The organism is Nodosilinea sp. FACHB-141, assembly GCF_014696135.1.
GTDB lineage: Bacteria > Cyanobacteriota > Cyanobacteriia > Phormidesmidales > Phormidesmidaceae > Nodosilinea.
On record NZ_JACJPP010000027.1, the window covers coordinates 1 to 18,995 of the forward strand.

General features: G+C 50.2%; 18 protein-coding genes. 12 read left to right on the top strand and 6 right to left on the bottom strand.

The annotated features are described in order from the left end of the window. The first annotated feature begins 310 nt into the window (after positions 1 to 310). The 4 genes from H6F59_RS24805 to H6F59_RS24820 all read left to right on the top strand — a co-directional run bounded on the left by H6F59_RS24805 (position 311) and on the right by H6F59_RS24820 (position 3,250). Entirely contained in the window at positions 311 to 529 is a 219-nt protein-coding gene (locus H6F59_RS24805) for a hypothetical protein (protein ID WP_190707348.1), read from the top strand. Next, positions 526 to 963 carry a hypothetical protein gene (locus H6F59_RS24810; RefSeq protein ID WP_190707352.1) on the top strand — a complete coding sequence of 146 codons (438 nt, stop codon included), beginning with the start codon at positions 526 to 528 and terminating at the stop codon, positions 961 to 963. The genes H6F59_RS24805 and H6F59_RS24810 overlap by 4 nt, the downstream gene beginning before the upstream one ends. Next, positions 960 to 1,235: a hypothetical protein gene (locus tag H6F59_RS24815; protein WP_190707354.1), complete on the top strand. Its 276-nt coding sequence runs from the start codon at positions 960 to 962 to the stop codon at positions 1,233 to 1,235. Before H6F59_RS24810 ends, H6F59_RS24815 begins: the two co-directional genes overlap by 4 nt. Positions 1,236 to 1,606: 371 nt before the next feature. Then, positions 1,607 to 3,250 (top strand): hypothetical protein, encoded by a 1,644-nt coding sequence (locus tag H6F59_RS24820; RefSeq protein ID WP_190707357.1) that lies wholly within the window; start codon positions 1,607 to 1,609, stop codon positions 3,248 to 3,250. Positions 3,251 to 3,467: 217 nt separating this feature from the next. Here the strand turns inward: H6F59_RS24820 and H6F59_RS24825 are convergent, their stop codons facing one another. Continuing rightward, the gene (locus H6F59_RS24825; protein WP_190707362.1) at positions 3,468 to 4,523 is read right to left on the bottom strand and encodes a YhcG family protein; all 1,056 of its coding nucleotides are present in this window, start codon (positions 4,521 to 4,523) and stop codon (positions 3,468 to 3,470) included. Between the two features lie 349 nt (positions 4,524 to 4,872). On the opposite strand from H6F59_RS24825, the gene H6F59_RS24830 reads away from it, so the two are divergent. From H6F59_RS24830 to H6F59_RS24845, 4 genes are all read left to right on the top strand, one after another. Beyond that, positions 4,873 to 5,643 carry a ParA family protein gene (locus tag H6F59_RS24830; protein ID WP_190707365.1) on the top strand — a complete coding sequence of 257 codons (771 nt, stop codon included), beginning with the start codon at positions 4,873 to 4,875 and terminating at the stop codon, positions 5,641 to 5,643. Further along, positions 5,640 to 6,119, top strand: a complete 480-nt coding sequence (locus H6F59_RS24835) for a hypothetical protein (protein WP_206755227.1) — start codon at positions 5,640 to 5,642, stop codon at positions 6,117 to 6,119. The genes H6F59_RS24830 and H6F59_RS24835 overlap by 4 nt, the downstream gene beginning before the upstream one ends. A gap of 310 nt (positions 6,120 to 6,429) precedes the next feature. Beyond that, complete coding sequence (locus tag H6F59_RS24840) at positions 6,430 to 6,978, top strand: tyrosine-type recombinase/integrase (protein WP_190707377.1); 549 nt, start codon at positions 6,430 to 6,432, stop codon at positions 6,976 to 6,978. A gap of 1,007 nt (positions 6,979 to 7,985) precedes the next feature. After that, entirely contained in the window at positions 7,986 to 8,357 is a 372-nt protein-coding gene (locus H6F59_RS24845) for a hypothetical protein (protein WP_190707380.1), read from the top strand. A 507-nt stretch (positions 8,358 to 8,864) separates the two neighbouring features. Here H6F59_RS24845 and H6F59_RS24850 read toward each other — a convergent pair. Both H6F59_RS24850 and H6F59_RS24855 read right to left on the bottom strand, forming a co-directional pair. Then, positions 8,865 to 9,563: a TrkA family potassium uptake protein gene (locus tag H6F59_RS24850; RefSeq protein WP_190707383.1), complete on the bottom strand. Its 699-nt coding sequence runs from the start codon at positions 9,561 to 9,563 to the stop codon at positions 8,865 to 8,867. An 86-nt stretch (positions 9,564 to 9,649) separates the two neighbouring features. Continuing rightward, positions 9,650 to 11,251: a sodium:proton antiporter gene (locus H6F59_RS24855; protein WP_348251382.1), complete on the bottom strand. Its 1,602-nt coding sequence runs from the start codon at positions 11,249 to 11,251 to the stop codon at positions 9,650 to 9,652. Here H6F59_RS24855 and H6F59_RS24860 point away from each other — a divergent pair. Further along, positions 11,250 to 11,537, top strand: a complete 288-nt coding sequence (locus tag H6F59_RS24860) for a hypothetical protein (protein ID WP_190707388.1) — start codon at positions 11,250 to 11,252, stop codon at positions 11,535 to 11,537. The two genes, H6F59_RS24855 and H6F59_RS24860, sit on opposite strands and share 2 nt — an antisense overlap. Positions 11,538 to 12,143: 606 nt before the next feature. Here the strand turns inward: H6F59_RS24860 and H6F59_RS24865 are convergent. Beyond that, the gene (locus H6F59_RS24865) at positions 12,144 to 12,674 is read right to left on the bottom strand and encodes a hypothetical protein (RefSeq protein WP_190707391.1); all 531 of its coding nucleotides are present in this window, start codon (positions 12,672 to 12,674) and stop codon (positions 12,144 to 12,146) included. Positions 12,675 to 12,749: 75 nt separating this feature from the next. Continuing rightward, positions 12,750 to 15,464: a cation-transporting P-type ATPase gene (locus H6F59_RS24870; RefSeq protein WP_190707394.1), complete on the bottom strand. Its 2,715-nt coding sequence runs from the start codon at positions 15,462 to 15,464 to the stop codon at positions 12,750 to 12,752. A gap of 180 nt (positions 15,465 to 15,644) precedes the next feature. On the opposite strand from H6F59_RS24870, the gene H6F59_RS24875 reads away from it, so the two are divergent. Continuing rightward, a complete protein-coding gene (locus H6F59_RS24875) occupies positions 15,645 to 16,367 on the top strand; it encodes a bacteriorhodopsin (protein WP_190707398.1) in 723 nt (240 codons plus the stop codon). 10 nt (positions 16,368 to 16,377) lie between these two features. On the opposite strand, the gene H6F59_RS24880 is transcribed toward H6F59_RS24875, so the two are convergent. Then, positions 16,378 to 16,779, bottom strand: a complete 402-nt coding sequence (locus H6F59_RS24880; RefSeq protein ID WP_190707401.1) for a hypothetical protein — start codon at positions 16,777 to 16,779, stop codon at positions 16,378 to 16,380. 116 nt (positions 16,780 to 16,895) lie between these two features. On the opposite strand from H6F59_RS24880, the gene rppA reads away from it, so the two are divergent. Together rppA and H6F59_RS24890 are read left to right on the top strand one after the other, a co-directional pair. Beyond that, complete coding sequence (gene rppA, locus H6F59_RS24885) at positions 16,896 to 17,582, top strand: two-component system response regulator RppA (RefSeq protein ID WP_190707405.1); 687 nt, start codon at positions 16,896 to 16,898, stop codon at positions 17,580 to 17,582. A gap of 9 nt (positions 17,583 to 17,591) precedes the next feature. Continuing rightward, a complete protein-coding gene (locus H6F59_RS24890; RefSeq protein ID WP_190707408.1) occupies positions 17,592 to 18,869 on the top strand; it encodes an ATP-binding protein in 1,278 nt (425 codons plus the stop codon). Positions 18,870 to 18,995 lie beyond the last annotated feature (126 nt).

Here is an 18,995-nt window from a genome sequence, read left to right on the forward strand (position 1 = left end):
CAGCCGCGGGGCTGAGTCCGTCACTTGTGCTGTAGCCGTGGTCATTGAGCCACCGGCGCACGCTGGTTTTAGGTAGGTTGCCGTTCTCTTTACAGAACGAATGCAGGCTGACGAGTTCGGTCATCGCTAAAAAATCCTCTGAACCGTTGTGGGTACGGGTTGGGCGCGTCATGGCACGGCAAACAGTGAGCCAACTAGGCCCAGCTCTGTACCTATGCCGTTTCGCGTCTTGGTACAGTAATATCATAGTGTTAATACTTTGTGTATACTAAAGCTGTATCTCGTTGTTTTTTACTACTTAGGTGTGCCCATGCCCAGCGAAAGCGCCTATGATTTGCCCATGGCAACAGACAAGGCGAAATTGATGGTCTATATGGACCAGCCCTACAAAGAGGGGCTGGCCAAGCTTGCGGCAGCTCAGAATCGCAGCATGAGCAACTATGTTGAGACGTTGATTATTGAGGCGGTTGAAGCTGCGATCGCCAGTGGGGAAATATCATCAACCGCCGAGGAGGACGATAAAAAATGACCCAGAGCAGCGATCGCCTTGACCGAATGGAAGCCCTTTTGGCTACCACCATTGAAGGGCTGGCCAGAACCGAGAAAATCACCGAATCCAACGCCCGCGCTATTGAGGCGTGGGGCGGGCGCATTGAGGAAGGCGAGCAGCATAACCAGACCCAGCTAGAGTCAGCCATTGCCGACACCGTAGCCATGATTGCCGACATGGGCCAGCAGCAACAGGAAGCCACGCAGAGGGCCCAGCAGCATAAGGCCGAGGCTGACCAACGCTTTGAGGTTTTCCTAGCTGAGGCCAGAGCCGACCGGGCAGAGATGCGGGCAGCGCGTGAGCAATGGCAGCTAGAGACCCAGGCCAATGCCACAGAGCACCGGGCATTCACCCAAAACATTCAGGTGCTGCTAGCGGAGATTGCTCGGCTGTGGCAACGGGTGGCAGGATGACCACTGGTGACAAAGCTAAACGCGCCACGGTTGCGATCGGCTCGCTGTCGGCCGATGAGTTTCAGATTCCCAACGGTAGCTACCGAATGAGCCCAACCCAGGCGGCTGGAAGCTTAGGTAAGCCTGGAATTAACGCCCGACGGTTTTTAGAGTTTAGGGACATCACAGCCCTATGGGGCGAGGCTTATACGCCGGACGGTATTGAAGGAGATTTGCCAGAACAAGGGCGTAATCAGATCCAGCAGCTCCACGACGCTGGTTCAGAGCCCTAGCAATTACCGCCAAGCGAGCGGTAACTACAGTCTTTTGTTGCACGTTAGGAGGCTGATACCACCCCAAAAACACCCATGAAATCAAATTTTCAGCGTTTGCCTTGCCCGGCTCAGACACCTGTACTATGATCCTGGCCATGATTGACGCCCCGCTGGGTTGACCCCCTGGCGATCGCGTCCATCAGTATTAAGCGTCCTGACCAGACCCTTAATAGGCAAAAAGAACCGGCAGCGAATGCCACCGGCTCTTTAAAAAGCGAAAACCCGAGAGGACCAGTCCCGAGTCGCGCCAGAATTTCTATGCGGCTATGGTAACACGGATCTCTCTCGGGGCAATACTCATTGCTCTTTTTTAGGAGAGAAAAGCCCCCATGACCGCATCTACAGGATGGGGCGAGGAGTCGCGTAGACCTCCCCGCTCCGAACCCCTCCCCGCTGACCCCACCGGCCAGCGGCTGTGTGAAATTTTTGGCCACTACCCCTGGAACTTCATCCGCGCCGACTTGCCGGATGACGCCACTGCCAAAGCCGCCTGGACGACCGTTACCACCTACCCCCTGCGGCCTCGGGTGCTGTGGAACCACTGGCAAGACGCCAATCAGCTGATCGGCGTCCGCTTCACTCACGACACCCGCTACGCCCTGCTCGACCTCGACGCCGGCGGCGACTACTGCACCCCCGAAGGCGTCGCTCAGCTCCGCGCCGCCTTAGAGACCCTCGGCATCACCCGCACCCTACTGCTGCGCTCCAGCTGGAGCGGCGGCCTGCACCTCTACATCCCCTTTGCCGAACTCGTCAACACCTTTAACCTGGCCGTTGCCCTCAAAGAATGCTTCAAAGCTCAAGGGTTCCGACTCCAGGCCGGGCAGCTTGAGATCTTTCCCAACGTCAAAGCCTACGGCGTTCAAACCTTCATTGAATATATGGGGCACCGGCTGCCCCTCCAGCCTGGCAGTGGCTCCAGCCTGCTTGACGATGACCTCAACCCCATCGGCGACAGCCTGGCCCGGTTCTTCTGGCTCTGGGATGGTGCCGCTGGCCACCAAGACATGGACACCCTGCGCCATGCGATGAAAATTGGTCGGGATAACCACCGCAAGCGGCCCAAGCGCCGCAGCCACCCCGTCGAGAGCTGGCGACAGGATCTAGATCTCGAAATCACCGAAGGCTGGACCGCCTACGGACAGACCAACCACCTGCTCAAAACCATTGCCTGCTACGGCCGCGTCTTTGAGGGCCTCCAGGGCCAAGCCCTGATCGACTACACCCTGCGCATCGCCCTCCATTGCCCTGGCTACGAGCAGTACTGCCGCCACCAGCACGACATCGAGCGCAAGGTCATCGCCTGGGCTAGGGCCGTAGAAGGCTATTACTGGCCATTGGGAACCACCCCCACCCGCGATACTAGTCACCCGAAGAACAACTTGGTGCCCTTCAACCAGCGGCAGACCGAAGACGCCCAGCACCGCATCCGTGCTGCCTACACCACCTTAGAGCAGGCCGGAGAGCTGCCTGAGCAGATTACAGCAAGAGCCAAGGCGATCGCCCTGGCAGCCAAAGTCAGCCAGCAGACCCTCTACAAGCACCTCACCCTCTGGCACCCTGAGCACCAAGAGGGTGTAATAGCCCAGATAGCAAGCCTTCTAGCCCCTGAAGAGCCGAGTTCTGAAGCCACAACAGGATCGCTAGGACCCTTTGAAATTAAGGAATTACACCCCTTAGAGGGAGATATGAAGGGTGAGGCGCTTTGCGCCGGTGAGTTGGGCTCGGATACAAACTCTTTTTCTCCGGCAAGGGGGGTGCGGGGGGATGAAACCTTTTTTCCACAGGATGCCGAGCACAGGGCTTACAACCTAGACCTGCATGAGCAGATTCAAAACCAGATTAGGAGCTTGGGTTGGTCTGGTGAGGTGATTCGCCAGTTCATTGCAGACCAGTTTGAGGGTAAGCGCTGGTTTGAGCTGACGGATGATGAGCGGTTCCTGCTGCTCTATCGTTTGCGAGTGGTTGATTGATAAATAGGGTGATTCAAATTAGAGGGTCTAGGTACCTTAACCCCTTACCTGTAAGTCTTTTCAGGGTGACCCGAATCAGTGTTCTGGGCTGTTGAGCTTGTTGAGCAGCGACTGGTTATGCTCCCAAGGAAGTGCTATGGCCCGTAGTACTATTTGCTCACAACAAGAAGCCCGGATTTGGCTTTAGCAAGGAGGGGTATAGGTAGAGCCATAGGATTCACGATTCATCCGGTTGATCATCTCCCAGTTCTTTTACAGCCGCTTCCAACTCCATTTCCAGCTGCTCGGCAGTCGGCAAGTTTTCCTGTAGTTGTTTGGGTAGCTTGTGGGTTGAGACGGCGATCGGCGTGTTGACATTACGCAAGGCATATTCAGCGATCGTTTTGTTCTTCGACTTGCACAGGATGATGCCGATCGTCGGGTTATCGTGTTCCTTGCGCAGTTGGTCATCGACTGCCGAGACGTACAGGTTCATTTTGCCGGAATACTCGGCTTTGAACTCACCCATCTTGAGGTCGATGATGATGAAGCAGCGCAGCTCTAAATGGTAGAACAGCAGGTCGAGATAAAAGTCTTCGCCACCGATGTTGAGATAGTATTGGCTGCCAACAAACGCGAAGCCAACTCCCAACTCCATGAGGAAGTCCCGAATATGGGCGACCAGAGCGTTCTCCAGTTCCCGTTCCTGAAACTTCTTGCCCAGAGGCAGAAACTCCAGATGATAGGGATCCTTAATTAGCTGTTGCATTAGATCGGACTGAGGCGAGGGTAAGGTGCGCTCAAAGTTCGTGATCGCACCACCCTGGCGTTGAAACAGGCCGCTCTCGATTTGTAGTATCAGCACGTTGCGACTCCAGCCGTTTTCAACGGTTTGCTGGATGTACCAAAGACGCTCGGTAGGAGTTTTAACCTTTTCGAGAATGACGCAATTATGCTTCCACGGAATTTGTCCACCAGCCTGGTGGACAAATTGCTCGTTAGGCCATGCTTCCGCGAAAGCCCTCATATACATGAGGTTTGAGCGCGAGAAACCCTTCATGTCGGGAAACTCTCGCTTTAGGTCTTGAGCCAGGCGCTCAATAACCTTACCGCCCCAACCTTCTGCCTGCTGCCGTGCGAGAACTTCACGACCTATCTGCCAATAGAGGAGGATTAGTTCTCTATTAACTGCCAGGACTGCCTTAACCTGCGCTGACCGGATCCGCTTCTTCAGTCCATTAAGCAGGGCAAAGTAATTTTCGTCTTCAGGAAACAGGGCAGGAGGTTGAGGCATAAAGCAGTAGTCATTTGGTGATCAGTGGTAATAAAGAGACGTAACTAGCACAGAAATTCAGGACTTCTAAGTCTTGCGACCACTGTTCTATAGAGGTTTCAGGAGATACGGCCTATTTTTATACGAATCGGTGCCATACTCCGCCTACACATAAAATAGCCATTGTGTAATTATACAATTAAGTAAAGATATAGTTTGACAACTGCTTCAATTTCGACTTGAACGAGCTTCACCTGTTAATTCCTATTCTATAAGGGCTTGAGCCCTGTTGAGGCTCGCTATACTCATGGCTAATTTATCTGTTATATCCTTAGCTAATTGTGTAATTGTGTAATTAGGTGATGAATTCATGCTGACACTCGCGTCTCTTTCGCTATCAGGGGGGCAGGGTAAGACCACGGTGGCTGTCTTACTAAGCAAGTACCTTGCTCGTGCTGGCTATACCGTGCTTGTAGTAGATGCAGACCCCCAGAGCAACATGACCACGTTTTTACAGCATGAGGTTGCAGCCGATCAGCCAACCCTGCTAGAGCTTTATCGCAAACAGGTAAGCCTGGAAGATGCAACCTATCCGACGGCAACCAAAAACCTCTTCCTCATTCCATCCGATGATGGGCTAGATCAAGTTCAGGAGTATTTAGCCAGCTCTGGGGTCGGGGCTCTAGCTTTGGGTAAACGGTTAGAACCCGCCAAGGGCTCGTTTGATGTTGTAGTAATTGACTCCCCACCTCAACGTAGCCAGATTTGCAAAAGCATTATTGGGGCTGCGGACCAGATCGTGATTCCCTGTGAAGCTACGGTCAAGGGATATGGTTCACTGATTCGTACAGTGGAGGCTGTGCGCGAATTAACCGAAGATGGTGCTTCTGAGGCAAAAGTTTTAGGCGTGATTCCCTTTCGAGATCGCTGGGTAGGCCGTTCTCGCACCAAAGAGAGTGACATGGTCATTAAGGAAATGGCAGGAGAGATTGGAGAGAACGTGATGCTGCCTTCAATTCGAGAGTCAGAGAAATATAAGCAGGCCATCAGCCAAGGTGTTCTCCTAGAAGATTTGGGCTATCCAGATCTGGCCTATCCCTTTGAATCGTTGATTGATCGTATTCGAGAGGTGCTGAAGTGAGCGATGGACAAGACATGTTGGCTCGTATTAAGTCTCGCAGTCAGCGGCCTAAGGTAGCGCGAGACACATCCCTAACGTCGCTGGCCCAAGGCTCTCAGGCTGTTGACTCAGTGGAGATGGAGCCTTCCCCAGCGGTAGCAGCTGAACTAGTGCATCTCCAGAAGCCCCCCAAAGCGACTGCTGGTCTTTCAGGGGTTGAAACACCTTCCCTGGAAGACCAGCTAACACAGTTAATTCAGGTCGCACCCCGGCGCAATATCCGCCTAGAAGAAAACCTGGATAAGGAAATTGAGCGCTTTGTCCAAGACCAAGATTTGACGATAGAGACGTTGCTAGAGGCTTGTTACATCATCCTGCAAGAGGATTCTGAACTGAAAACTCGGGTTGTCTCCCAAGCTTCAGAAAGGTTAGCTGAACGTAAAGAAGCGGGCAAGCTGCGCCGGATCTATAGCCAAATGCAAAAGCTCAGAGGGTAAATAGACTAATTACACAATTATATAATTGTGTAATTAGTCATTTGTATAAATATTGAATTTAGCTAGCCGGACGTGGGATGGCGGCGCGCATAGAAATGACTCAGCGCTATTGGAGTTCAATAACTCAGATTCCGTCTCACCATTCCAGCCCTGAGACAACACGACGAAAAATCAAGGTTTTCCGGCTGTCTCAAGTGAGACGCCAACCTGTTCCACGAGCCAACACCCGGAAAGCCCTATAAACTCGTGAATTCTACTGTACGAAATGATAATACTGTCTAGTAAAGCAACGTAGGCACACCGCGCATCCATGAGCACCAACGGCCAGGCCAAGGTTTTAACCCACGACGAAATTGCCCAGTTGTTTACGGCGATGGACTCTCCCCGCGATCGGGCGCTGTTTGGCATCATGCTCTACTGCGGACTGCGGGTGAGTGAGGCGATCTCACTCCGGCCCGGTGACATCAAGGGCGACGTGCTGGTGCTGCCGGCGAAGGCGACGAAAGGCAAGCTGGCCACTCGGCAGATCGACCTCCACCCTAGGTTGGCGGTGCTGCTGGCGGCCTATGACAACGGCGGCGCTGAGTACTTGTTTCCAGGTCGGCATGGTCGGGGCCGGTTGGCTCGGTCGTCGGCAGACTGGCTGTTGGACCAGGGGCTGGCCTATGCCGGGCTGGACGGGCTGGGAATTAGCACTCACAGCTTCCGGCGCACGGCCCTCACCAACTTGAGTAATGCGGGAGTGCCCCTGCGGGTGATCCAGGAGATTAGCGGTCACCGGAGCCTGGCCAGTTTGCAGCGGTATCTGGAGGTGAGTCCAGAGCAAAAGAAGGCAGCGATTGCAGCGCTGGCTTACTAAAGTGGCTCTACCCATCGAAGATTCTTAAGCCAGTAGATTAGCCGCCGCCGCTAAATGGCTACTAGGCGATATTTCGAAAATTTTCCAGCTATATTAGACAGAAGCCGCTTGAGTCTTACCCAATTTCTTACCTTGGGACTCAAGCGGCCGACTGTAAACCCCAATACGGAGGTACTATGTCTGCACCGAAAGATCGGCGCTGGCGTAAGTTGCTCCTTAGGGTTCTCATCGGCCTTTTAGGGCCGCAAGTTTGGAAAGCTCTGCCAGGAGCCTTTCAAGCTATTTGGGAATACCTAAGTGAGTGGCTCTTCGCCATCTTCTAACCGCAGAGGCCACTATCGATAGATAGTGGCTTTTTTTTGCTCTTCAGGCTTTTTGTTTACGGGTCTATAGCCATAGACAAACCGCCTTTGGGGCAAATCAGTTATAGCTATTATAGCAAGGGTTTGTTTTTTGATCAAAGAACAATCTCAGTCTTTGTAAAGTTGATAACCCTCACTGGTAAAGGGGTTCAGCGTTTTAGACGACAATACATTGAATCTACTTCCGGATGCATCGATGGAATACATTGAGTCTACATCTGAGCCTGCGGCTTGACGGTGTGAGCATTCATAGGTTCTTTGCAACCTCCACAGGCAGGGATACAGCCTAGCCAAGACTTCCCGACTGCTAGACCACTCCAGACTAGCCACTATATCGAGTAGCACCTCCTCACCATCCTCCAGCGCTGACCTAACGGGGGTGAACCTGGCTGGCAGATTCTGTTTTTATCTGTCAAGGCGGTGTATCTGTCGAAAACGTGATACCTTTCTTCAATCGCAAGCCTGGCAAGTGTTCAAAGACATTCTTAGTACATATGCACTTAATCAATGCATATAGAGTAATTTGTCAGTTGCATCTGGGGAATCAGGTTATTGTGATTACGCAAAGCCCCTACCGCAAACTTTGGCGAGGGAGTGATAGCGGCTTTGCGTATTGGTTCACAGCAAACTCAAAGGAGTTACACCATGCCTCAAGAGAATATGCCTGAAGGGCAAAAAATACAACAGCTCAGCTTCTTTAATTTCCCGGCTGAGTCCATTCCCTTCAGAAAGAAAACATCGAGAAAACCTAAGCCCACGGTAAAGACAAAGCATAAGAAGCCAGAAGTTATCTACACCTACCAGTTCACCTCCAAAGCCCATTCATTGCCCATTCACAGAGTATCTACTCGCTCAGCTGCTGAGTTTATGCAGAAGAAGGCGCGGAGTTTGAGGCCCGGTGTTGTCCACAGGTCTGAGGGCTTTCACGGGGGTACTCTGGTGGCGACTTGGGCTGGGGTCAACCCAGAAGACCGAAGAGGTTACCTCTGGGACATCCATGTAGAGCTGGCTAGCTAACTTGTAAGACCCTTTCTGTGGGTCTAGCCATCCAGCAAAAACCCCCGATTAAAAACCGGGGGTTTTGCTCTGCCCATTTCCTCAGGCAAGGGAGCTTCTCACTAGCGTTTATTTTTTGAGCCGGGGTGCTGACCCCAAAGCCGTAGCTCCTAGGGGTGCAGCTGGCTAGATGCAGCCAGAGGTGTTTCTCATTGCCTACAGTATTAGGCTCTAAAGTAGTGAAGCTGTGATTTGCGGAAATTTAGTTCCTTTATGTTGTCTAAATAGCTGCGCCGCGAGACAGATAGGATAGCTGTGCGCGCAGGCAACTACTCAACCCACAAGCCCTCAGCAGGTCAATGCCATTGAGCACTCGGATTGCTGATTAACCTTCTATCCCGAGAGCCGCGATGTACAAGAATTGCAAGCGTTGAATAACGTCACCAATTCTGTCGCATGTCGAGCAAAGGCATCAAGGTAGGGCTCAAATCCTTATAATTCCGTTGTCTTGTGATCTACTGAGTCTAATTAGGTTGAAAAGTCGGGTAGTTCCAAAAAGGGTTGGATAAAGTCAATTAATGCGTGCAAGTTATCTGGCTTTGTGACAACCAAAATCTTAGAATTTGGCTCTAGCACTGTCGTACCATTTGGCACGACTAGATCCATATGAGTATGAGGCTGATAACCAATGATTAGCGAACTCTTAGGGAACCGTTCATCTTGAGCGATTTCGGCAATGCTGTGATTGACCACGCTACAGTTCTCAGAAATAGTCAACTTCAATACCTCTATTTGCCCTTGTTCAAAGTGCATCATCGATTCTATCTGTGGATATTCAGCTGCATTGACCATTGTCGATACAGCTAGATCTACAGTGCTAATGATTCGATTGGCACCGGCATGGCGTAGGGGATGTTCAAAGTCACGGTGTCGCAGGCGAGAGATAATATGGGGAACTCGGTAATGCCTAGCTAGGGAAACAATAGCCAGGTTGAGCGCATCATGACGTAAGGCCGCACAGACAATATCCGCTTGGTGAATTCCAGCTTCGGTTAGAACTTCTGTGCTAACTGCACTACCTTCAAAAGCCATAACCCCTAGTTGCTCTCTAGCATAGGTGCAGGCAATTGGATTAATGTCGACTATGGCAACGGTATGGCCCAGCTTGACCAAACGTTGGGCCAAAGTTGAGCCAATCAGCCCAGCTCCACCAATAATTACATACATGCTGCTGTTCCTGTGCTCATAGCATTATTAGGGTTTTCTATATCTAACATTCGACTTCAGCTAGCGATCTCGCAGGTTTCTCGCTGCTAATCGTCTTCTAAAGCCAGAAGTTTTTCATCCAGATTTTTGATATATGGCTGCACTAAATCGTCTGGAACGATTCTTTTGCGAAGCGCATCGCTAACCGCTCCTTTTTCTGCCAAAAACAGTCGTCGTCGAATGGCATCTAACCCGCTGCGATCGCCGCCTAATTCACCCGATCGCCGTTGACTAGACAGCGCACGCAGCTGCCTCTCAGCCTCTGCAACTCGTGTTTGATATGAAGCCCAAAGCTCTTCATAAACAGCTTTGGTTAGCACACCTGACTTCAATAAACTTCCTAGTTCCGATTGCGCTGCTTTAGCAGCAATCAACTGAATTTGTAACTGCCCCGTCTCCTGCATCAGCTCAGAAACATGGCTAATCTTGAGCTTCTTAACCAGCCAAGGCAACGCCAACCCCTGAATCACCAGAGAAAATAGAACAGCACCAAATACAACCTCAATGATTGTGTCTCGACCAGTGAGGGTTAAGGGAACTGCAACGGCTAGCGCCATTGAGAGTGAGCCTTTAATATTCCCTAAAACTAATACATGTTGCCAGCGCATAGGAATAGGGCGATCGAACCAGCGCAGGCCCGCCAACAATAAGTAAACTGAAACAATTCGCCCTAGCTGATAGGCCAAAATGACGAACAAGATAGAGGGCAAAATTTTCCATAGCATCAACGGGTTAATTTCAATACCGATGAGCAGAAAAATGAATGTGTTAACACTAAAGCCAGCGTATTCCCAAAAGCTCAGCAACGTGATGCGATCCGAGGCTGACGAACTGCGTGGTAAGCCAAGATTGCCAAAAACAAGCCCTGTAATAACTACAGCTACTGCGCCTGACACTCCCAAAGATTGACCAATCTGGAACGTGCCCAAGGCTAATGCAACGGTTAATAGTAGGCTGCTTAAGGGATCATTTAAGCGGGTAAATATTGGCAGGCTCAAATAGCCTAAGACGCCTCCGACTAATGCTCCACCCAAGGTAACGACAAGCACCTCTCGGATGCCTTGCACGGGAGAAAGAGAACCCGTCGCATAGATGACCAAAAGTAAATTAAATGAGATTAAAGCGGCTGCGTCGTTAAACAGCGTTTCTCCCTCCACGATAGTACTCAGTCGAGAAGGTGCGCGAACCTCTTTAAAGACCGCAATCATTGAGATAGTATCTGTGTTTGCTAAAATGACTCCAATCAGTAAAGCCGGAATCCAGTCTAGCCCCAATCCAAATCTCACTAAAGTCGCAATAATTGCCGAAGAAAGAATAGAGCCTGGGCCAGCCAACAGCGCAATTGGTTTAAACGTGCTGCGAAGGCGACTGATATCTGTATTGATTGATGCTTCAAAAATCAAAATTGGCAGAAAGAGATTTAAGACTAATGATGGATCTAGCCCAACACGACGAGAAAAAACCTCTGTGATGGGTAGCCCTGCTAGTACTAGGCCTGTCACGTAAGAAATGCGTAGTCGCTGACTGATCAGCGCGACAACCGTTGCGATCAGAAGCAAAATAATTAGGATAATGACCAGCTCGGGAATGGTCGCTACAGCTGGAGCTTCCGCAGCAGAATTGATATCTATCGGTGGTTGCTGCGCCATGATCAATTCCATCTTAAATCCTGCTCCCAAAAAACACTTTCATCAAACAAAAGAAAAGAAAATAGCCACCATCCCCCAAGTTCACAGAGCATCTTACCTTACTGGTAGCATAATCGCCAGGTACACGCAGTTGAATGAATTCGAAAACAGTCTAAGCCTAGATGTAAATTGCCTGACGATCAATTATGTTTGGTTTTTTGTTCTTATTTTCTTTAAAGATGGCCTGCCAAGACCAATGGTCCAGACACTTTCTGAGCAAGCACTTGAAACCCTTGCTTTCTCGTGACTATGCCACCGCAGGGGATGCCTGAAATTCGCATTCTACTGTTGGACATCAAAAACTGTCCGGAGTGTTGCAAGAACAACGGCCCCGCTAGAAATTAATCCCGATGACATTACCAGAGTTGGCGGTGACGGCAGCTGACATTTTTAGTGCATTTAGCATCTACGCCCTAAAGTAGCGAAGCCGCTATCTAGATCAGTTTAGTTCTTTTGTATTATCTAATTAGCTATACTGTAGGTAATCCTTCAACGGAGGAATGTGAGTTTTAGCCTTTAAAGAAGATAAATATGGGCAGTGTACTGCTCAATTTTGAAGAAAATTAGTTCATGGTCAGTTCAAGTAGTGTATTATCTGAACCCTCTGCTGTTAAGAAATTGACCCGTAGGTTGCCTCAAATCACAGCTTCGTCATTTTAAGACCGAGTGGCCTAATTCATTTTCTGAGTTGAATCAAGTGATATTTATTGTAGCTAGACTGACTACAACACCTTTTTTTATTACGAGAATTTTTTGATCTATGTGACCTTTTGATGGAGCTATACTGCTATTGAAGTCACCAGAAGAATAGTAGGGATATTTGTATGGACAGAGTATTCAATTCTACTTCGGTTCAAGAGGCATCATAGACACGCCATGTCCGAATCCCCCAATGCTTAAGGACAGATTCAGCAAGCAGGATCTCATTCTCTACTACCTCCATGATGATCAAATAATCCCCTCGGTTGAATCTGCCGCTGTAAATTTTTGCTTGTTCCTCTGGCACCAGCCATCCTTGAATAGCACCATACAGACCACCAGCAGTTGCAGCAATTCCACTTCCAAGAAAGGTTGTCAAAAGGCTTTCTACCGCTAATATCTGACCAATGCCGGGAAGTAGCAGACTAGCGAGTCCCACAATCAGGGCAAGTGAACCTACTCCTATACTTCCCGTGATCGCGCCCGCTTTTGCACCTTGCACTCTTGTCATCGAAAGCTGCCCTAGATTTTGACTATCTAAACCATTGTCATCACCAGAAGACTTGGTGATCACTGAGAGCTTGTGCATGGGAAACCCCTTGTTTTTTAGCTCAGCTATTGCCTGTTCTGCGTCTCGGCGGTTGGAGAATATGCCGATCGCACGTTTGAGATTATGAGAAGCCATAAGACAAGAATGAATATCAACACTACAAGATTTACGCGATAAGCACGAGCAGGAGAGCGGCTTTATTGATGTCATTTATGTCAGCGGAGCAAAACGCTTCAGCAACGCCGCTAAAGCAATCATGGGCAACCCAAGACCAAGGCAGATCAAGCCTTGAGTCAGAGTTAATACTTCAGTTGCAAAGAGCCTGTTCATGAGGCTCCATTGGCTAAATAAAAGTTGGAGGATGAAAACCCCTGCAATACCGATCGCCACAGCGTAACTGAGCGATTCATCTTTACCACGTAGCCTCGCAACGATCGCGGGAATAAAGCGACTGATCCCTAATAAGTAGAATGCTTCTGCGGCAACCAATGCTTGAATTGCCATCGTTCGCGCTAGGTCTTCGTTTCCAGTGGTCCGAATAAACCAATTAAATGTTCCGAAGATCACAATCCAGTTAAATAGTGAAACGGTCAGAATTCGGCTGATTAACCTACGTGATAGCAGCGGTTCATTAACGGAGCGAGGTGGGTGCTGCATCACATCGGGAGAAGGTGGTTCAAACGCCAGCGGTAAGCTCAAGACCACAGAACTAACCATATTCAGCCAAAGAATCTGCACGGGCAAAATCGGCAGTGGCGTTGCTAGCATTACAGCGATCAAGATGGTCATAGACTCACCACCGTTCACGGGTAAGATGAACGCGATCGCCCGCAATAAATTCTTATAAACAGTGCGTCCTTCCTCAACAGCTTTCTCGATCGAGGCAAAGTTGTCGTCTGTCAGAATCATATCTGCCGCTTCTTTCGTAACTTCGGTGCCAGTGATGCCCATTGCTACCCCGATGTCAGCTTGCTTCAACGCAGGTGCATCGTTGACTCCATCTCCGGTCATGGCCACAATTTCACCTTTGGATTGGAGGGCTTCTACAATCCGCAGTTTTTGTTCGGGTGCAACTCGCGCAAATATATGGCTCTGTGCAACAGCATTGGTTAGTCCTTGCTCATCCAGTTGAGCAAGTTCTTGACCGGTGAGAACAGGCGCATTCTCAGTTTGATTTAGCCCCATTTGTTGAGCGATCGCGGCGGCTGTTTTGGCATGGTCGCCCGTGATCATCTTGACCTGAATTCCGGCAGACTTACAGGACTCAATGGCTTGAATTGCTTCAGGGCGAGGCGGATCGATCATGCCTTGCAGCCCCAGAAATACTAAACCTTGCTCCAGATCAGAATGCTCGATCGAGCTTTGAGAATCAGGGACCACTTTTCTAGCAAGTGCCAGAACCCGCAGCCCTTTTTTTGCCATGCTCTCTACAGTTTGCTCGACCTGTGTTGGGTTTAGGGCGATTGCCTCTCCATCTTCACCCAGCATCTGACGACATCGCTTGAGGGTGGCTTCAGCCGAACCTTTGAGGTAAACCAACCGTTCTGGGCGGTTGCGATGCAGTGTTGCCATGTATTGAAATTGAGATTCAAACGGCAGGGTATCAAGCCGAGGGAGCGCCTGCTCCAGCTTGTCTGCACTGAGTCCAGCTTTGTGGGCAGCAGCAACCAGCGCTCCTTCTGTGGGGCTACCGACCACTGTCCAATTTCCGTCTTGCACTTCCAGATGGGAGTCGTTGCACAACAGTCCGGCTTGCAGGCATTCATACAAGGCGGGTGCCTTTGCCAGGTCAATTGCGTGTCTATTCAGAAAAATCTCTCCATCCGGCGCATAGCCTCCGCCACTGACCCGATAACGCCTGCCACCAGCATCAATTTCCTGAACCGTCATTTGATTCTCGGTCAGGGTTCCGGTTTTGTCAGAACAAATTACGGTGGTACTGCCCAGGGTCTCGATCGCCGGTAGTTTACGAATGATGGCGTGGTGCTTTGCCATCTGAGATACGCCGATCGCCAGTGTCACTGTGAGAATGGCAGGCAACCCTTCGGGAATCGCACTAACCGCCAGCGCAACCGCCGCTTTGAACACCTCAATCCAGGAGAACCCTTGAGCAACGCCAACGGCAAAGGTGAGTGCCGCCAAGCCCAAAATGACGTACAGCAAGGTTCTGCTGAATTTATCGATTTTGCGAGTTAGAGGAGTGTCTATGGCTGTACTCCGCTGCATTAGTTGAGAGAGGTGTCCGGTTTCGGTCATCTCACCAATGCCTACAACAACTCCACGGGCCTGCCCAAAGGTGACAAGGCTGCCCGTGTACACCATGTTGGTGCGCTCTGCGAGCGGAGTGTCCGCTTCTAGGGGATGAAGGTTTTTTTCGACTGGAACCGATTCTCCTGTAAGGGCTGATTCGTCTACCTGTAAGTCGCGAATCTCAAGCAGCCGCAAATCTGCAGGCACTTTATCGCCAGAGGACAACAAGACAAGATCGCCAGGAACCAGTTCGCCGGATGAAACAACTTGCTTCTGGCCGTTGCGATGAATGGTTGCATCGGTTGTAACCGCTTCGGATAAGGCGGCGATCGCATCCTCTGCCTTAGACTCTTGCACAAAGCCAATGATGGCATTGAGCAGCGTCACCCCAAAAATCACGCCCGAATCGATCCACTCTTGCAGAAACGCTGTCACCAGCCCCGCAACCAGCAAGATATAGAGCAACGGCTGATTGAACTGCTGGAGAAAACGTACCCAGGCACTCTGTTTTTTCTGAGCGGTTAATTCATTGTGACCAAAGCGATCGTGCCGCTCTGCTGCTTCTGGAAAGGACAAACCCTGCTCAGGATCGGTTTTAAGTAACTGGACAACTTGCTCCTGAGAAAGGTGATGCCATTGCTGTTCTGTAGATTTGACGCCGTCCAATACTGCCATCTCATTTTCTCCCGACCCCATACCATCTGGAGCGGCACAGCGGCCATGAGCCAGCGTTGCCTGCTTCACTACTTCTTCAGCGTCCTTCAAGAAAATGAGTGAAAAGTGAGCGCCAACTTTCTACTGCTCACTTTTGGATCACATTTGTAATGTAAGACTGGAAAGAAACAGAGGTAGCTTATGGATCTGCAAGCTCTATTTCACTGGGCTTATGTGATTGCAATGGCGATCGGCGCACTATACTTCATTTCACTTGGCACCAATCCGCGTGGCGTTCCCAAATATGAATATTTAATTGCCACCTTTATTCCCATCTGGTCGGGTTTGGCTTACATGGCAATGGCACTCGGACAAGGAAAGATAGAAATTACAGGTCAAATTACTCACTATGCTCGCTACATCGACTGGATTGTCACAACCCCTTTACTCCTGCTATCACTTTCCTTAACAGCAATGTATTTCATTGCCAAAGATTGGATATTAATTGCTTCACTCATGGGGACTCAAGCGATCGTCGTGGTATCAGGACTGATCGCTGACCTGTCCACAACCGATGAAGCCAGATTTCTTTGGTACACCTGCGGTGTTGTTGCGTTTCTGGTTATCCTTTGGGGAATTTGGGTGCCTTTGCGGGCTAAAACTCGTGGGCAGGGGGTAGAGCTATCTAGGCTGTATGACAGACTTCTGAGCTACTTTACGGTGCTATGGATTAGCTACCCAATCACCTGGTTGATTGGTCCTTCTGGTTTGGGTTGGGTCAACCAAACGATTGAGACACTATTATTTTGTGTGCTGCCCTTCTTCTCCAAAGTTGGTTTTAGCTATTTAGATTTGAATGGTCTACGTCGCATAAACCGGATCAAAAATAGTGTAAATACTGCAAGTCACGACGCAGCCTATTGACACAGGGGCCTCACTCAACAATTTCATAGCGAACGAGTTGCCGCACATCTTGAAGAGATAGCTGAAGTTCTTGCGCGATCGCCGCTTCGATTTGATTGGTATCGGTCATGGGCAATTCCAGTTCCAACCGTTTCAAGATGGGTTCCGTTGTCTCTACCTCAACTTGCGTGATCCCCTGCTGTCGATTAATGATTGCATTGATTAGCAAAATGTTGATGGAGACAGTCGCTTTAAGCTGAGTGTCTGCCTGAAGTTTAGTGTCGGTTGATTGGGGTTGCCGCAGTTCTTGAGCCATCAGCATATTCGTGCCAAACCAAAAGGCGATCGCCACAAACGGCAGTGGCAGCCAGAACTCTGCTCCTGATGCTTGGAACCAATATTTTATCGCACGCCACCCACTACCATTTCTCATCAGCTTCTATGTTCCGCTGTCTGCACTTCAACAGCCTAATCTGGCTCAAAGGAGATGTTTACATTACGCTAAACACCTATTCTCAGTCTTGCAAGCCCAAGGGGAGTAGCAAACACATGAGAGTTCTGCTGGTGGAAGATGACCCAAAACAACTCATGCCGCTGCAAATGGTACTCTCCCAAGCAGGACACAGCGTCGATGGCGTCAAAGATGGAGAGACGGCTCAGTGGCTCTTATCCGAGAAAGACTATGATCTGCTGGTTCTAGACTGGATGTTACCGCATGTCAGCGGCGTAACCCTCTGTCGCCAATATCGAGCAGCCGGGAAAACCGCTCCAGTTCTGATGATCACGGCAAGAGACGCCACGCCTGAAAAAGTAACTGGATTAGATGCAGGTGCAGATGATTATCTGGTCAAACCGATCGACCTGGTGGAGTTCATGGCACGAGTCCGGGCGTTAAGACGGCGATCGCCCCTGTGGCAAGGAGATACATTGAGTCTTGAGGACCTCCACCTTCACCTCGATACCCTGACTGTCGAACGGCAAGGTGCCACTGTTGCTCTCTCCAGCCGGGAGTTTCAACTGCTGGAGTATTTCATGCGCCATCCCCGACAGGTATTGACCCGCAACCAGATCGAGCAGGCTGTATGGGAGTGGGGAACCGAACCCGAAAGCAATGCAATCACTGTCCTGGTTCGCAAACTCCGTCAACGCTTGCAGGCTGTAGGAGCGGCTGATTGGATTGAGAGCATCTATGGCATGGGCTATCGCCTAACGCCTCCTGAAACACATGAAGCTTGAAGGCAAGACGTGTTTAACCGAAGTCGTCGCAACCTGGCTCGTTGGTTCACCCTTTCGATGGGAAGCATTCTAGTGCTGTTTGCTGGAGTGATTTATCAGATCGAAATTACGGAAAAACTGGAAGCACTCGATCGCCTGCTCTACGACAAGACCAGAGTGATGGCTGCCAGTGTGCATTATGAAGTGCGCCAAGACCAGAGCCAGGTCGATCTGAGCCATGTTCCGTTGTTGGGCAGTGGCTCCCATCCGCTTGCAGAGGATCTGATTTATGTGCGCTGGTATAACGAGCAAGGACGGCTCGTTCGCTTTTTCGGAGCGTCTCCCCCAGACCCGTTAAATACGTCCCTCGGGTATCTCACAGTTCAATCAACCGATCCACTTTTGGAAGAAGAAGTTTGGCTCCGTCAGGCAACGCTAGCGGTTGAGGGCAGAACTGGAACTCTGGGGTATTTTCAGGTTGCCACTCCCCTCTCAGAGACTCAACAAGAACTTCAGCAGCTTCAGATGGCACTGGCCCTAGCAGTACCGATCGCACTCGGACTCATTGCCTTCACCGGTTGGGTTCTTAGTGGGTTCGCCATGCAACCCATTCGGCAAGCCTATCAACAGCTTCAACGGTTTACAGCAGATGCTTCCCATGAGTTGCGATCGCCCATTTCTGCGATTTTGACCAATGCGCAATTGGGATTACTGATCGCCGATAATGATTCCCGCTATCACCCTCCCTTGGAAAATATCGTGGATAGCGCAGGATCAATGGGTGCTCTCGTCAATAATCTGTTATTGCTCGCTCGTCATCAGGGGCAACTTGCATCAGAATCACTCAAAATAATTAATCTCGACGATTTGCTCAGCAATCTGGTGGCTCATTTTGTAACCTTGGCAAAACAGCAATCTCTCAACTTGACCTATGAGCCGCCTGAGCAATTGATCGAACTGTGGGCTGACCCCGACTTGCTACGACAGGCGATCGAGAATTTGCTCAACAATGCCTGTAAATATACCCCTTCTGGTGGCGTGATCCTAGTGCGCTTAGTGCCTCACCCTGGTTGGGCCGTGATTCAGGTGATTGACACAGGCGTTGGAATTCCAGAAACCGACCTACCTTATATCTTCGATCGCTTCTACCGGGTAGACACTCAACGTTCTCAGGACAGCGGTGGTTTTGGGCTAGGGTTGGCGATCGCCCGGCAGATTGTCCATGCTCATAGCGGGCGCATCTATGTCACAAGTGAAGTGAGTAAAGGCTCAAAGTTTCAGATTGAACTGCCCCTCAAGCCCTACTAGGGTCTTAACGGATTCAGAAGTCCAGAATGAGGAACTTTAGCTAGCGGTACAGGTGGCCCAGGGAAGACCTTAGTATAGTAATGATTATGGCTCAGCATCTGCAAAGGAATAGGACGCCTAGTTGCC